At 69.6% G+C, this 14,575-nt stretch carries 15 protein-coding genes; 12 read left to right on the top strand and 3 right to left on the bottom strand.

Annotated features, from left to right (window positions below):
- Positions 1-7 precede the first annotated feature (7 nt).
- On the bottom strand, positions 8-1,060 hold the full coding sequence (locus KSO97_RS10510; RefSeq protein WP_232678615.1) for an SGNH hydrolase domain-containing protein: 1,053 nt from the start codon (positions 1,058-1,060) through the stop codon (positions 8-10).
- Positions 1,061-1,229: 169 nt separating this feature from the next.
- Here KSO97_RS10510 and KSO97_RS10505 point away from each other — a divergent pair, with 169 nt between their 5' ends.
- Complete coding sequence (locus tag KSO97_RS10505; protein WP_232678613.1) at positions 1,230-2,813, top strand: sulfatase; 1,584 nt, start codon at positions 1,230-1,232, stop codon at positions 2,811-2,813.
- 41 nt (positions 2,814-2,854) lie between these two features.
- On the opposite strand, the gene KSO97_RS10500 is transcribed toward KSO97_RS10505, so the two are convergent.
- Positions 2,855-4,135: a DUF1501 domain-containing protein gene (locus tag KSO97_RS10500; RefSeq protein WP_232678611.1), complete on the bottom strand. Its 1,281-nt coding sequence runs from the start codon at positions 4,133-4,135 to the stop codon at positions 2,855-2,857.
- Positions 4,136-4,143: 8 nt separating this feature from the next.
- Positions 4,144-5,631 carry a DUF1800 domain-containing protein gene (locus tag KSO97_RS10495; protein WP_232678609.1) on the bottom strand — a complete coding sequence of 496 codons (1,488 nt, stop codon included), beginning with the start codon at positions 5,629-5,631 and terminating at the stop codon, positions 4,144-4,146.
- Positions 5,632-5,974: 343 nt separating this feature from the next.
- On the opposite strand from KSO97_RS10495, the gene KSO97_RS10490 reads away from it, so the two are divergent.
- The 11 genes from KSO97_RS10490 to KSO97_RS10440 all read left to right on the top strand — a co-directional run.
- Positions 5,975-7,384, top strand: a complete 1,410-nt coding sequence (locus tag KSO97_RS10490; RefSeq protein WP_232678607.1) for a hemolysin family protein — start codon at positions 5,975-5,977, stop codon at positions 7,382-7,384.
- Complete coding sequence (locus tag KSO97_RS10485) at positions 7,381-8,451, top strand: hemolysin family protein (protein ID WP_232678605.1); 1,071 nt, start codon at positions 7,381-7,383, stop codon at positions 8,449-8,451. Before KSO97_RS10490 ends, KSO97_RS10485 begins: the two co-directional genes overlap by 4 nt.
- A gap of 59 nt (positions 8,452-8,510) precedes the next feature.
- Positions 8,511-9,137 carry a CDP-alcohol phosphatidyltransferase family protein gene (locus KSO97_RS10480; RefSeq protein WP_232678841.1) on the top strand — a complete coding sequence of 209 codons (627 nt, stop codon included), beginning with the start codon at positions 8,511-8,513 and terminating at the stop codon, positions 9,135-9,137.
- The gene (locus KSO97_RS10475) at positions 9,137-10,126 is read left to right on the top strand and encodes a DUF881 domain-containing protein (RefSeq protein WP_232678603.1); all 990 of its coding nucleotides are present in this window, start codon (positions 9,137-9,139) and stop codon (positions 10,124-10,126) included. Before KSO97_RS10480 ends, KSO97_RS10475 begins: the two co-directional genes overlap by 1 nt.
- Positions 10,123-10,455, top strand: coding sequence for a small basic family protein (locus KSO97_RS10470; RefSeq protein ID WP_232678601.1), 333 nt, complete (start codon positions 10,123-10,125; stop codon positions 10,453-10,455). The genes KSO97_RS10475 and KSO97_RS10470 overlap by 4 nt, the downstream gene beginning before the upstream one ends.
- A complete protein-coding gene (locus KSO97_RS10465; protein WP_232678599.1) occupies positions 10,448-11,239 on the top strand; it encodes a DUF881 domain-containing protein in 792 nt (263 codons plus the stop codon). The genes KSO97_RS10470 and KSO97_RS10465 overlap by 8 nt, the downstream gene beginning before the upstream one ends.
- A 168-nt stretch (positions 11,240-11,407) precedes the next feature.
- On the top strand, positions 11,408-11,782 hold the full coding sequence (gene gcvH / locus KSO97_RS10460) for a glycine cleavage system protein GcvH (protein ID WP_374198504.1): 375 nt from the start codon (positions 11,408-11,410) through the stop codon (positions 11,780-11,782).
- A 91-nt stretch (positions 11,783-11,873) separates the two neighbouring features.
- Entirely contained in the window at positions 11,874-12,398 is a 525-nt protein-coding gene (locus tag KSO97_RS10455) for an FHA domain-containing protein (protein WP_232678595.1), read from the top strand.
- 17 nt (positions 12,399-12,415) lie between these two features.
- Positions 12,416-13,207, top strand: coding sequence for a MerR family transcriptional regulator (locus KSO97_RS10450; RefSeq protein ID WP_374198494.1), 792 nt, complete (start codon positions 12,416-12,418; stop codon positions 13,205-13,207).
- Positions 13,208-13,272: 65 nt separating this feature from the next.
- Positions 13,273-13,746 carry a bifunctional nuclease family protein gene (locus KSO97_RS10445; protein ID WP_232678593.1) on the top strand — a complete coding sequence of 158 codons (474 nt, stop codon included), beginning with the start codon at positions 13,273-13,275 and terminating at the stop codon, positions 13,744-13,746.
- Positions 13,747-13,930: 184 nt separating this feature from the next.
- Positions 13,931-14,575: MerR family transcriptional regulator (locus KSO97_RS10440; protein WP_232678591.1), on the top strand; the 645-nt coding region annotated here is incomplete at its 3' end.

Raw genomic sequence — 14,575 nt, 5'->3', positions numbered from 1 at the left:
ACGCATCTCAACCGCGCTTGCGCAGCAGGTCGTTGATCGACCAGTTGAAGTACTGAGCGAGGTTGCGGGTGCGCGTGGCACTCAGGTGCAGGTTGTCGTAGAAGGTCTGGATGCCGTTCACGAGGCCGAAGCAGGTCGTCTCGTCGCAGTAGGACGGCGACGCGTCGATGTAGCGAGGGTTGTTCGCCAGCTTCCGCATCTGACCCTTGAGCCAGCTCCTGGTCTCCGACTCCTCGGGGATCGCGCGCCAGCGCGGGATCTCGCAGAGATAGGGGTCCTGGCCGGGGGTGCAGGCGGGGACGCGGTCGGGGACGGTGGCCGCCTGCGCGATCACGTCGACGTCGACCCGGAGCTTGCCCAACGTGGTGAACAGGCGCGGCGTGCCGTCGTGGGAGAGGCGCACCATCTGCTTGACGAAGTCGGTGTAGCCGGACGTCGACACGACCTCGTCCAGCAGGACCTTGCGGTAGCCCTGGCGGAAACCGCCCCAGTTCGAGGCGAGGATGACCTTGAAACGCGCCTTGGACTGGCGCTGCTTCTTGATGAACTGAAGCGCGAGCGCGTCGTTCTCCTCGCACTTGCCGGCGTACTTCGGCGCGATCAGCACCTGAGCCGGCGGGCAGCTGCCGGAGGCGAAGGAGATCAGGTTGATCGGCTTGCCCTTCACAGCGCGGCGCAGTGCCGGAATGAACTGCCACGCGTGGGAGTCGCCCCACAGGATCAGGGTGCGACGCGACTTCTGGTACTTGGTGAGGTAGCACGGACCCGGGGTGCGGATCTCCTGGCCCGGGGCGAAGCACTTCTTCGGCACCCGCGCGTAGTCGCGCTCGCCGTCGGCCCGTTGACGCGGCGCGGCGAACTCACTGCCGCGGGCTCCGCCGTCCGAGATCACCGGCGAGGTCTGGTCGGCCCGCGCCGCGCCGGGTGCGGTGACGGCGACCAGCGTCGCGAACAGCGCCAGCGTCGCCACGAGAGCGGCGACGACAGCCCCCGCGCGACCGGGTTCGCGTCGGAGGAGGCTGACGAGGCGGACCGAGAGGGAAGGCAGGAGCGTGCGCATGATGCGGCGATTCTCGCATAGGGAGCCACGCAGATCCGCCGAACACGACCCAGTACGCGGCGACGACGCGTAGCCCCGGTGGGCCTCGGGGGGCCTCGCCCCGATGCCGTGGTGCGTCGCGCGGTCCCGTACTCTGACCGCTCCGACTGCCCCCGACCGGAAGCGATCGATGCTGTTCTCCCGTCCTCTGCCGAGGCCGTCGCAACGCATTCTCGCCACCGTCGCCGTGATCGTGATGTGCGTCGTCGCGCTCGTCCTGTCCACGGTGGGTGGATACGGCTCGAACATCGGTGGCCTGCTCGCCTCGGCGACGCCGTCGGCGAGTGAGTCCGGCGACTCATCCGGCGAGGCGACGGACGAGGAGACCGCCCCGGCCGAGGTCGTGGATCGCCCCAACATCGTCTTGATCACCACCGACGACATGACGGTCACCGACCTGCGGTGGATGCCGGTCGCCCGCGACCTCCTGACCCGTGCGGGTGTCTCCTTCGATCGTGCGCTCTCGCCGCACCCGCTCTGCTGTCCCGCACGCGGGGCGATCCTGACCGGTCAGTACGCCCAGAACAACGGCGTGAAGTCGAACCAACCGCCCTACAACTTCCAGGCCCTGCAGAGCGCCACGGCGCTGCCCGTGTGGCTGGAGAACGCCGGCTACAAGACGGGCTTCACCGGCAAGTACCTCAACGGGTTCGGCACCGACGGGCCTCGGCAGGAGGGCTGGACGTACTGGGACCCCACGATGATCGGCCACTACGCCTACACCCCGTTCCAGATGTACAACGACGGCGATCGGCGTTGGTACCCCAACATCAACAACATCGACTACATCAACCAGCGCACGTCCTCGCTGGTCGAGGAGTGGGCGGGGCAGGACGCGCCGTTCTTCATCTGGGCGTCGCACGTGGCGCCGCACGGGCGCTTCGACGCCGCGAACGGGTTCCCCTCCTCGGCGATCGCGCTCCCGCCGAAGCGCTATGAGAACGACTTCGCGAACGTGGAGTCGCCGTCGCTGAGCGACCCGGGCTACACCGACGACGATGTCTCCGACAACAACTCGCTGGTCCAGTCGAAGAGCAAGACGCCGCGCGAGAAGATCAATGAGATCTTCCGCTCGCGGATCCGCACACTGCAGGCGGTCGACGACGGGATCGCCGACCTGATCGAGACGCTGCGGTCCACCGGCGAGCTCGACAACACCTACATTTTCTTCACCTCCGACAACGGCTACCTCGTCGGAGAGCATCACCTGGTCACCAAGAACGTGCCGTACCGCCAGTCCATCCGCGTGCCCATGATCGTGCGCGGTCCGGACGTGCCGGCCGGGGTAGTGCGCCAGCAACGCGCCCTGATGATCGACCTCGCGCCGACGTTCGCCGACATCGCAGGGGCCACACCTCTGGTGGAGGTCGACGGCGAGTCGATGCTGCCCGCGATCGAGGGCGACGCCCCGCTGCGCACCACGGTGCTGATCCAGGCCGGGCCGTCCAAGCAGACCGACGACGGCGGCGCGGGCTGGTGGTGGCGCGGCGTGACCACCCCTCGTTACACCTACGCCTACTTCTACGGCGATCGGTTGGAGGAGCTCTACGACCGTCAGTCGGACCCGGCGGAGAACGTGAACCTGGCCGAGGATCCGCGCTACGCCGCGGTGGTCGCCGAGATGCGCGAACGCACGCTCGCTCTCGTCGACTGCATCGGGCCCGCGGAGTGCAGTCGGGACTTCGGGCCCGATCCGGTTCCGTCGACCTCCTGAGCCTCGATCCACTCCGGCGAGCAGCGTGATCAGCGGTGGGGTCAGGCCATCACGCCGACCGCCTCGGGCTGGAAGCCGGGGAAGACAGCGGCACGCGAGACGGCGAAGCGTCGGGTGACGACTTCGCTGAGCACGCTGCGATAGTCCGTCGTGACCGTCACGTCGGCGTCCTCGCCACGCGCGAGCGGCAGCATGCGGCCGTAGTAGCGCCCACCTCGCACCCCTGCGCCCGCCAGCAGCATCACGTTGCCGTAGCCGTGGTCGAGTCCGTAGTTGCCGTTCTCGGCCACACGTCGGCCGAACTCGCTGAGCGCGACGAGTGTGACGCGGTCGCGCCGGGACCCGAGGTCGGTGAAGAACGATGCCACGGCGCCTGCGAGCTCACGGGCGTTGGTGCGCATGTCCCCCCACTCGAGGGTGCCGAGACCGGCGTGCATGTCCCACGAGCCGTGGTCGACCGTGAGGACTCCGACGCCGACGTCGCCGCGGATGATGCGTGCAGCACCGGCGAGTGCTCGGCCGAGATCGGAGTCCGGGTACTGCCCGCGTCGGTCGACGGCGTCCTTCGCGGGCTGGAACGCGGCCACCGAGTCGAAGGTCGAACGCATCGCCGCCCCGAGTGCGCCGCCCTGTCCGCTCCACAGCCGACGGAGCGAGGCGACCCGGCTCCCGTCGTCCCACTCGTCCTGACCGGCGAAACCGACGGCGTCGACGTCGCGGCCGGCCATCACCGGCTCGGGACCGACGAGTGAGGTGGGCAGGACCCCACCGCCGAGGTTGAAGCCCTCGAGGCCGGACGTTCCCGGCAGGCCGCCGAGGAGCCGGTTGAGCCAGCCGACCCGCGCCGCCCCGCCGGGATCGGCATCCTCGACCTCCTCCATCGCGGAGAAGTGCGAGCGGTTGGGTGCCGGCAGGCCCGTGGCGTGGACGGCGGCGAGCTCACCGGCACGCCACAGCGGCAGCAAGGGAGCCAGCTCGGGATGAAGTCCGAACGTCCCGTCGGTCGCGAGGAGTCGCTCGCGGGGGATCGCAATGGCCGGTCGCGCGGCGTAGTAGACGGGATCGGTGTAGGGGACGACGAGCGAGAGCCCGTCGGCTGCCCCGCGCAGCGAGAGGACCACGAGCACCGATCCGCCCCCGGACCTGCTGACCGGACTCGCGGCGAGTGCCGGCGACGCTGTGAGGACGGCCGACCCGAAGGTTGCCGTGACGCCACCTGCCAGAGCGCCGCCGAGCACCGCTCGACGGCCCAGGTGCCGGGCTCGCGCCCGGGTGGCGAACTCGGCGCAACAGGTCTGCCGGGACTCGGTGGACGACGTCATCGTGGGCCTCATCGGGTCAGGTGGGCGGGGGAGTCGAGGATCGTCGCGATCACGCGATGGAAGGACCACTGCATCAGCGGGTGATCCGCGCCGATCAGCGTGGACGGCGTGATGCCGAGGTCGTCGGGACAGGCGATGACGCAGGCGCTGAGCAGAGCCGGCGAGGCATGGGTGCCCAGGAGTTGCTGGGCCATGTGGTCGATCAGGACGTCGAAACGCACTCTCGCCCGCGGCAGCCACGCGCGGGGGGTGCGGTAGGTGATGCCCTCGGACGGCCACCACCGTCCACTCATCGACCAGTGCATCTCGAAGGAGGCCAGCATCCTGGACGGAGACGCCCACGAGGCGTTGTCGACCGGTTGGCCGTCCGGGCGCGGCCAGGCGTGCGGCACGGCCCCGAGTCCGTCGCACTGCCACAGCAGCGCGGTCGCCGCAGCGCCGTTCTCGCCCGACGGGGGTGGGGCCACGGTCACCCCGAGCGCGCGATACGTCGCCACGATGTCCTCGCCGGGATCGCGCACCTTGGTGCCGACCGAGGCCGCGAACTCCGGCGAGGCGACCAGTGCGCTGAGCACCGGCCCGATCGCGGTGTCGTGTGCCAGGTAGACCTGCGCGAGCTGAGCGACCAGGCGGGCCGACGGCGTGTCGCTGACGAACCGGAGGCAGAGCTTGCGAGCCAGTCTCTCCGCCGTGCGCGGGTGGCGAGCCAGATAGGCGAGGTAGGCCGCCAGCACGGGTCGCCCGTCGGGATCGCTGTTCGCGTGGCTGAAGCCCATGACCCGAACAGGGCCGGTCCAGTGGTCTGCGGGGGAGTAGCGCGCCTGCCAGGTGCGCCACATGTCGACGACATGCCCGGTGAGGATGCGTGCTGACGCCTTGACGTCGTCCTCGGTGTAGGCCCCACGGCCGACGGTGTGGAGCTCGAGCAGCTCGCGTCCGAGGTTCTCGTTGATCCGCGTCTTCGTGGACACCGCATTGTCGAGGTACATCCCCATGGCCGGGTGGACGATCGCCGCTTGGAGGAGATCCACGTAGCGCCCGAGCGCGTGGCTCCGCACGACGCGGTCGTAGTCGAAGCGGTAGGTGAACACCGCGTCGTGGTGCACCGAGACGTGGAGGTGGTTCATCCAGAACTCGGTCATCACCTCGTGCACCTGGCGCCGCGACGTGATCCGACGCATCAAGAGCCATCGCTGGTAGTTGCCCATGACCTCCCAGCCGCCCTCGATCTCCTCGATCTGGCGCTGCCAGAGCTCGCCCGGTGGGAGCGTGAGACTGGGCCACCACGTGCTCAGGGCCTCGGCCGCGGGATCGGCGATGGCCGCGGGCCGGAGCTGCCGGGCGAACCAGGCAGGCGCACCCGACGCCGCACGGACCTCGCGCGACAAGGCGGGAGTGACGCCGTAGGAGAAGCGGCGGGTCAGGTGCAGCGCCGAGGTTCCGAGCAGCGGTGCGCCTGCGTACCGGCGCTGGCGCGAGGTGGGCCGTGCGGTCAATCGAGGCTCCGGGCAAGTCGAAGGGGGACGGCGGATGCCGGATCTGGAGTCATCGGCATCCTCCGGCGAGATCTGAGCCTCGACTGAGGCGAACCTGGCCATGGGGCAGCGGCGCCTCGGCGCCGAGCGCGACGAGCGGCGCGCCGCGTGCCGGACTGTCCGGCCGCCCACGGCCGGGTCCCCGCAGGGGAGGGCCGCTATGCTGTGGCTTCGCATCCCCCTCGAGTGAAGGACACCAGAACCGCCCGATGGACGGCTCTCAACATCCCGCGTCACCCTGTCTGCTCCCGCCTTCGGGCGCATCGAAGGTCGGCATCCGCCTCCTGATCGGCGGTGAGACGCGATGACCGAATGGATCCTGCTCGCGGTCTCGCTGCTGCTCGTGGCCGCCTGCGGCGTCTTCGTCGCCGCCGAGTTCGCTTTCGTCACGGTCGACCGCAACGCGGTCGAGCGGGCCGCGGCCTCCGGCGACGTCCGTGCTCAGGGGGTCCAGTCGGCGCTGCGCACGCTCTCCACGCAGCTCTCCGGCGCTCAGGTCGGCATCACCGTGACCAATCTCGGCATCGGTTTCCTCGCCGAACCGGCGATCTCCACGCTGCTGCGCGGGCCACTCGGCGACGTCGGCGTGCCGGCATCGGCGGTGTCGCCGACGGCGCTGATCATCGCGCTGGTGCTCAGCACCGTCGCGACGATGATCATCGGCGAGCTCGTGCCCAAGAACATCGCCATCGCCGTCCCGCTCGTGACGGCGCGGCTGACTCAGGGCCCGATGCGGTTGTTCACCGCGGTGATGAGCCGCCCGATCCGGCTCCTCAACGGATCGGCGAACGCGATCGTCCGCCGGCTCGGGGTCGAGCCGCAGGAGGAGCTCCGGTCGGCCCGCACCTCGGCTGAGCTGGCGTCCTTGATCCAGCGTTCGGCCACCGAAGGCACGCTCGACGCCGACACCGCCGAGCTGATGGAGCGCTCGGTGGAGTTCGGGACCCGCACCGCGGGGGAGATCATGACTCCTCGGGTGCGCACCCACGCCCTCGACGCGACCGACCGTGCACTCGCTGTCATCGAGCTGGCTCGCTCGACGGGACATTCGCGGTTCCCCGTGCTCGGCGACGACGACGCCGTCGTGGGCACCGTGCACGTCAAGCACGCCGTCGCGTTGCCGCTGCAGGAGCGGACCACGACGCGCGTCAAGCACCTGATGGTCAAGCCGATCGTCGTGCCGGACTCACTCCGTCTCGATCCGTTGATGTCGCTGCTCCGCGGCGACGGCTTCCAGCTCGCCGTCGTCCTGGACGAGTACGGCGGCTACGCGGGCATCGTCACGCTCGAGGACGTGATCGAGGAGATCGTCGGCGACATCTCCGACGAGCACGATCGGCTCGGAGCCCGTGGCCGTCAGCGCCGCGACGGCAGCTGGACGCTCTCCGGGTTGCTGCGCCCCGACGAGGTCGAGGACCTCAGTGGCATCGAGCTTCCCGAGAGCGAGGACTACGACACGGTCGCGGGCTTGGTGTTGAAGGTCCTCGGCCGGATTCCCGAGGTCGGCGACGTCGCCGAGATCGCGGTACCTGATCGCACCGATCCCGAGGTGACCACGGAGCGACTCGCCCTCCTGACGGTCGAGCACATGGACGGTCTTCGGATCGACCGACTCCACCTGAGCCTGCCCGTCCTCGAGGACGTCGACGCTCCTGCCGAATCGGCCCCGGTCGCTCACCCGGAGCAGGGCTCGGCCCGAGGAGGGCACCGATGAGCGACACCTCGGCCCTGATCCTGGCGGTCTTCCTGCTGGCGTTCAACGCCTTCTTCGTGGGCGCCGAGTTCGCCCTGATCTCCGCGCGCCGCAGCCAGATCGAACCGCGGGCCCAAGCCGGGTCGCGGATGGCGCGCACCACATTGCGCGCGATGGAGAACGTCTCCTTGATGATGGCCGGCGCCCAGCTCGGCATCACGATCTGCAGCCTCGGTCTGGGCGCGGTCGGGGAACCTGCCCTGGCCCACCTGATCGAGCCGATCTTCGAGGATCTCGGGGTGCCCGACGACTTCGTGCACCCCGTCGCCTTCGCGCTCGCCCTCGTCGTCGTGGTGTTCCTCCACGTCGTGCTGGGCGAGATGGTGCCGAAGAACATCGCGATCGCCGGGCCCGAACGCTCGGCGTTGATCTTGGGCCCGCCCATGCTCGGCGTCGTCACGATCCTGCGTCCCCTGATCGTCGCTCTCAACGCGATCGCGAACGCGATCCTGCGGATGCTCCGCATCGAGCCGAAGGACGAGATCAACTCCACCTTCACGCGCGAGGAGGTCGCGGCGTTGGTCGAGGAGTCCCGCGGTGAGGGCCTGATCGCCGACGACGAGTACGACCGGCTCGCGGGAGCGCTCGACTTCACCGAGAAGAGCGTCGCCGCGGTGATCCTGCCCGAGTCCGAGCTCAGCACGGTGACGCGTGGAGCGACCGGAGCCGAGATCGAGGGGCTCTGCGCGTCCACCGGGTTCTCGCGCTTCCCGGTCGCCGCCGACGGTCAGTTGATCGGCTACCTCCACATCAAGGACGTGCTGGAGACCGACGAGGAGCGTCGGGAGCGTCCGATCGAGGACAAGTGGATCCGCCCGTTCGCGACGGTGCGCGACGACGCGCCGCTGCACGAGGCGCTCGAGATGCTCCAGCGCCGGGGCGCGCACTTGGCGCGCGTGGTCGACGGCGAGGGCAACACCATCGGACTCGCGACCCTGGAGGACGTGATCGAGGAGCTCGTCGGTGAGATCCGCGACGCGGCGCACCATGAGGTGACGGCCGAGGCCGTGGCGGGGCCACTACCCTGACGACCGTGGTGAGCGACGCGGCAGACCCCGGGCCCGAGGAGGCGCCTGAGTCCGTCGACATCTCCCCGGAGTCGGCGACCGACGCAGGGCAGTCGCTGGTCTGGACGATTCCGAACGGGCTGAGTGCCCTGCGCCTGCTCGGTGTCCCCCTCTTCCTGTGGCTTGTCCTCGGGCCCGAGGCCGACCTCTGGGCTCTCGCCGTGCTCGTGGTGTCCGGTTTCACCGACTTCCTCGACGGCTGGCTGGCGCGACGACTCGGTCAGACCTCGGTGATCGGGGAGATCCTCGACCCGGTCGCGGACCGGCTCTACATCTTGGCCGTCGTCGTCGGCCTGGCGATGCGCGACGTCATCCCGTGGTGGATCGCGATCTCGCTGCCGCTGCGCGACCTGCTCATGTGGGGGCTCGTACCGCTCCTCCGTACCCGTGGCTACAGCTCGTTGCCGGTGCACTTCCTCGGCAAGGCGGCCACGTTCAACCTGCTCTACGCCTTCCCGCTGCTGCTCCTCGGCGACGGGGAGGGCACGGTCGCGACCCTGGCTCAGGTCTTCGGTTGGGCGTTCGCTCTCTGGGGCATCGGGCTCTATTGGTGGGCGGGCCTGCTCTACGCCTGGCAGGTGCGGCGCCTGCTCGCGAGCACCGAACGCCGCCCCCGTCCGGACCGTCGAGCCGCCGGCGAGGTGTGATGTCCTCCGAGGCCGACCGCGACGAACTCCGTACCGACACCGAGCTCGTCACCGACGGGCCCGAGGAGGTCGACCTGTCCGACCGCCACCTCCCGGCCGGTCGCCCGGATGAGCACGGTGCCGACGACAAGGTCCCGGCCCGTGTGCGGATGCCGTTGCTGACTCTGATCACGCAGCAGTCGCTGGACCAGGACTACCTCGACGCCGCGGAGCGTCGCGCGGCCGGGGCTCCGCGCGCACCCATCGGCCGGCCTCCCCGCGTGGCGGCCGTCGTGATCGCGATCTTCGGGCTGATGGTGTCGATCGCGTTCGTGCAGACCTCACGCAACGCCGACGTCGCCACGGCGAGCCGCGACACGCTGATCCGACGGATCGAGGCACAGCGCGACCGCGTCGCTCGCCAGCAGGAGCGGGTGGCGGCGCTGCGCGACCGCAACATCTCGTTGCAGCGCTCGGTGACGAGGCTGACCGGTGAGGAGCAGGCGGCGCAGGTGCGGAACCGACGCCTGCAGACTCGTACAGGCTTCGTCGCGGTGACCGGTCCGGGCGTGCGCGTCCTGATCGAGCAGGTCGAGGACGCCGACCTCAACCAGCAGATCCGAGACTCCGACCTCACCCTCGTCGTGAACGGACTGTGGCAGGCCGGGGCCGAGGCGATCTCCGTCAACGGCCTGCGGATGACCGCACAGAGCGGGATCAGCGCGACCGGCACGGCGATCCTGGTCAACAAGGTGGGCGTCGCACCGCCGTTCACGATCGAGGCGATCGGCGATACGCGCACGTTGGCCGCACGCTTCTTCGACACCACGACCGGTCTCGCCTTCGCCGACGTCGCGCGCGACTACGGCATGACCTACTCCGTCGACAATGTCGAGCGTCTCAGCCTGCCTGCGGCCCCCGCGACCTATCTACGACTAGGGTCGGCGCAGGTGTACGTCCCGGGCGAGAAGCGCCCCGGCCCCGACCGCGAGGAGCCTTTCATCTCATGATCGCCGCACTCGGTTTGCTCATGGGTGTGGCGCTCGGGCTCGTGCTGCAACCCGATGTCCCCCTGGGTCTGGAGCCGTATCTGCCGATCGCGGTGGTGGCCGCACTCGACGCCGTCTTCGGCGGCCTGCGTGCCTATCTCGACGGGATCTTCGACGACAAGGTCTTCGTCGTGTCGTTCGTCAGCAACGTGTTCATCGCCGCCGGAATCGTCTATCTCGGCGACCGGCTCGGCGTCGGCGGTCAGCTCTCGACCGGGGTCATCGTCGTCCTGGGAATCCGTATCTTCTCCAACGTCGCCGCGATCCGACGCCACCTCTTCCATGCCTGACGCGACGCCGGACCAGACTCCCGACCCGGTTCCGGACCAGGGGTCGGAGTCCGAGCGCGCCTCGGCGGTCACGTCGGGACGGTCGCGACTCGGCCAGGCTCTGCTCCGGCCGTCGCGCACCCAGACCGTGGTCGGCGTCCTGCTGGCCGTGCTCGGCTTCGCCTTCGTCGTCCAGGTCCAGGCCACGCGCGACGACTCCACCTACTCCTCCCTGCGCGAGCAGGACCTCATCGACGTGCTCAACGGGTTGGCGGGGACGACCCAACGCACTCAGACCGAGATCGACCAACTCACCGAGACCCGCTCCGACCTGCGTTCGGAGAGCAGTCGTCGCGAGGCGGCCCTGAACCAGGCCCAGCAGGAGGTCGACAGTCTCAACGTGCTCGCCGGGCTCGTGCCGGTCACGGGGCCGGGGGTGCGGGTCACCATCACTGAGGTGACCGGCACGGTCCGGATCGGGTCGATGCTCGACCTGATCCAGGAACTGCGCACGGTCGGCGCCGAGGCGATCCAGATCAACGGCACGGTGCGGGTGGTCGCACAGACCTCGTTCGAGCTCGGTGTCGGCGGGCTCGTCGTCGACGGGACCCTGGTCGAACCTCCCTACGTGGTCGACGCCATCGGCGTCGCGAACACGTTGAGGGGTGCCGTGCTCTTCCCGTTGGGCCCGCGCCAGCAGATCCGCCGCGACGGCGGCGACATCGCCGTCGACGTCCTGACCTCGCTCGACATCGATGCCGTCCGCCAACCGGTGGTGCCCGAGTTCGCACAGCCGACGTCCTAGCGCCATCTCGGCGCCGACCGTCCGTCAACCTCGCCGATCGCGGCACCGAGCGACTGCAGCCGGGGCGAGGCGACGGCCGCAGCGAGGTCGAGCTCCCTGTAACCTGCACGCGTCCGCGAATCCGCGTACCGACGCCATCACCAGGAGCGACCCTTGTACCCAGAGGACCTGCAGTACACCGCTGAGCACGAGTGGGTGCGAACCCCCGGCGAGCACGACGGCTCGGTCCGCGTCGGCATCACGCACTATGCGCAGGACGCGCTCGGAGACATCGTCTACGTCTCGCTGCCCGAGCTGGGTACTCGTCTCGAGGCGGGTTCGACCTGTGGTGAGTTGGAGTCGACCAAGTCGGTCAGTGACGTCTACGCCCCGCTCACGGGCGAGGTGGTGGCCCGCAACGAGTCGCTGGACGCCACTCCGGAGCTGGTCAACAACGACCCCTACGGCGGCGGGTGGCTCTTCGAGATCGTCCCGGGCAACCCCGAGGAGCTGGCGACGTTGCTCGCGGCGGCCGACTACACGGCCACCATCGACGCTTCCTGACGGCGTGCGGGCGGCGCTGATCGGCCGGACGCACGCCTTGGTCTGCTGATAGGTTCGCCTCAACCGTCAACCTCAGCCGGAGGATCACCTCATGCCGTTCTGCACCTCGTGTGGCAGGCAGAATCCCGACGACGCGCGTTTCTGCGCGCAGTGCGGCACGCGGTTGGTCGACCTGAGCACGCCTCCCCAGGGCACCGACCCGGTGGGGGAGTCGACGGCGACGATCCAGATCGGCGCTTCGGTCGACAAGATCGAGACCTCCGACCGTGCGCTGAGCGTCGTCGACGCCGCCGCCGTCGACGCCCTGCCCGTGGGCAGCGCGCTGCTCGTGGTGCAGAAGGGGCCCGGCGCCGGCAGCAGGTTCCTGCTCGACGTCGACGTGACCCAGGCCGGGCGTCACCCGGACAGCGAGATCTTCCTCGACGACGTGACGGTCTCGCGCCGGCACGCGGTCTTCCAGCGCGAGGGCGATGCCTTCACTGTCAGTGATGCCGGCTCGCTGAACGGCACCTACGTCAACCGCGATCGCATCGAGTCGGTCCGGCTCAACGACAGCGACGAGGTTCAGATCGGCAAGTACCGGCTCGTCTTCTTCTCTGGTCACGAGCTGCGCTGAGCGGGCCGAGCACCACGATGTCCGCGAACACTCCCTCGGGCAGCGGACCCGCCACCGGGTCCGTGGCGGCTCTGCGCGCCGACATCGGCCAGGGGCCGGAGCTCGGCCTCATGAACATCGGCCAGGTGCTGGACCTGCTGCGCCGCGACTTCCCCGCGGTCACGATCCCCAAGATCCGCTTCCTCGAGGACAAGGGGCTGATCAAGCCCGAGCGCACCCCCGCGGGCTACCGCAAGTTCTCGGAGAACGACGTCGCCCGGCTGCGCTACGTGCTGACGATGCAGCGCGATCACTATCTGCCGCTGAAGGTGATCGGCGAGCACCTGGACGCGATCGACCGGGGACTGGAACCGCCGCCGATCGAGCCGGTCGTGCCGACGGTCCCCGCCGTCGCGCTCGCCGCCGACGGCACACCGAGCGCCGACTCCTTCTCCCGCACGGACTCCGTGCGCCTCTCGCGCCGGGAACTGCTCAAGATCGCCGAGATCGAGGAGAGTGTGCTCGCCCAGCTGGAGGAGTTCGGGCTGGTGGCGGCGCGGCCCGGCACGGGGCATTTCGACACCGACGCCCTCGTCGTGGCACAGACGGCGCGCGAACTCGCCGCCTTCGGTCTGGAACCGCGACACCTGCGCGCGTTCCGGGCGGCCGCCGACCGCGAGGTCGGCCTGGTCGACCAGGTGGTGGCGCCGCTGCGTCGGGGTCGCGACGCGGCGGCCTCGGCGCGCGCCGACGATACCGCTGCAGAGCTCGCCGCGCTCGCCGTCCGTCTGCACGCCACGCTGGTCAAGATCGGCCTCCGCCGCCGCTGACGCATCGCGGGCGGGGAGGGTCGACGCGGATCCATCGGTTGACGCGCCCCGAGTAGGGTGGCGGTGTGCGCGAAGTCGAGGTCCTCGGAGTCCGGGTCGAGATGCCCTCGAACCAGCCGATCGTGTTGCTGCGTGAGGTGACCGGCGAGCGGTATCTGCCGATCTGGATCGGCGCGGTGGAGGCCACGGCGATCGCCTTCGCCCAGCAGGGCGTCATCCCCCCGCGGCCGCTGACCCACGACCTGTTGAAGAACGTGCTCGACGCGACAGGCAATCCGTTGTCCGAGGTGCACATCACCGACGTCCAGGACGGTGTCTTCTTCGCGACGCTGTTCCTTGCCGACGGTGTCGAGGTATCCGCGCGGCCCTCCGATTCGATCGCGCTGGCGCTACGCACGGGCTCACGCATCCTCTGCGCCGACGGAGTCCTGGACGAGGCCGGGTTGGCCGTGCCCGCCGAACAGGAGGACGAGGTGGAGAAGTTCCGCGAGTTCCTCGATCACGTCAGTCCCGAGGACTTCGGCGCCGAGGAGAGCTAGCTGCTCAGCCTCAACCCCAACCCTCAAGTTGAGGTTGAGGCTGCGACACGCCGCGGAGACCTTTGACCGCCCCTATGCCGCGCCGTACCTTGAACCCGTCTTCGCAGTAGCACCACGGATGCGGTTTCCACCGCCTTCGTCCTTCCCCAGGAGCTACGATCATGCGAAGTAGCCGCAGCAGGAGATGTCTTCCGTGAACGATCAGCAGACCCAGACCGGCCTCGACGCCGAGGGCATCGCCGCGCACGAGCAGGCCGAGGTCGCAGCCGATGAGCAGGGCCTCCTCTTCACCGACGACGTCTCGCCGCTGCCGAACGATCGCGGCTACCGCGGTCCGACGGCGTGCAACGCCGCCGGCATCACCTATCGCCAGCTCGACTACTGGGCCCGGACGGGCCTGATCGAGCCCGAGGTCCGCGGCGCCAAGGGGTCGGGCTCGCAGCGTCTCTACTCCTTCCGCGACATCCTGATCCTCAAGGTGATCAAACGGCTGCTCGACGCGGGAATCTCCCTCCAGCAGATCCGCACCGCCGTCTCCCACCTGCGCGAGCGCGGCACCGACGACCTGACCCGTGTGACGCTGATGAGCGACGGCGCCTCGGTCTATGAGTGCACCTCCAACGACGAGGTCATCGACCTCCTCCAGGGCGGTCAGGGTGTCTTCGGCATCGCCATCGGCGGTGTGTGGCGCGAGATCGAGGGCACGCTCGCCGAGCTGCCGAGCGAGCGTGCCGATGACGTCGCCGCTGCCGGGCAGCTCTCACCTGGCGACGAGCTCGCCGCCAGGCGAGCGGCCCGCCACGCCGCCCGGTGGTACGCGCCTGCGGGT

Origin of the sequence: Nocardioides sp. R-C-SC26 (genome assembly GCF_021246465.1) — a bacterium.
Classification (GTDB): domain Bacteria; phylum Actinomycetota; class Actinomycetes; order Propionibacteriales; family Nocardioidaceae; genus Nocardioides.
This window is presented reverse-complemented; position numbering and strand designations above follow the sequence as displayed.

Coding starts and splice junctions, on each gene's coding strand:
- KSO97_RS10465 (WP_232678599.1), top strand. CDS start 10,448: ATGCCTGACGCGACGCCGGACCAGACTCCCGACCCGGTTCCGGACCAG.
- KSO97_RS10450 (WP_374198494.1), top strand. CDS start 12,416: ATGTCCGCGAACACTCCCTCGGGCAGCGGACCCGCCACCGGGTCCGTG.
- KSO97_RS10505 (WP_232678613.1), top strand. CDS start 1,230: ATGCTGTTCTCCCGTCCTCTGCCGAGGCCGTCGCAACGCATTCTCGCC.
- KSO97_RS10490 (WP_232678607.1), top strand. CDS start 5,975: ATGACCGAATGGATCCTGCTCGCGGTCTCGCTGCTGCTCGTGGCCGCC.
- KSO97_RS10470 (WP_232678601.1), top strand. CDS start 10,123: ATGATCGCCGCACTCGGTTTGCTCATGGGTGTGGCGCTCGGGCTCGTG.
- KSO97_RS10455 (WP_232678595.1), top strand. CDS start 11,874: ATGCCGTTCTGCACCTCGTGTGGCAGGCAGAATCCCGACGACGCGCGT.
- KSO97_RS10485 (WP_232678605.1), top strand. CDS start 7,381: ATGAGCGACACCTCGGCCCTGATCCTGGCGGTCTTCCTGCTGGCGTTC.
- KSO97_RS10510 (WP_232678615.1), bottom strand. CDS start 1,060: ATGCGCACGCTCCTGCCTTCCCTCTCGGTCCGCCTCGTCAGCCTCCTC.
- KSO97_RS10500 (WP_232678611.1), bottom strand. CDS start 4,135: ATGACGTCGTCCACCGAGTCCCGGCAGACCTGTTGCGCCGAGTTCGCC.
- KSO97_RS10475 (WP_232678603.1), top strand. CDS start 9,137: ATGTCCTCCGAGGCCGACCGCGACGAACTCCGTACCGACACCGAGCTC.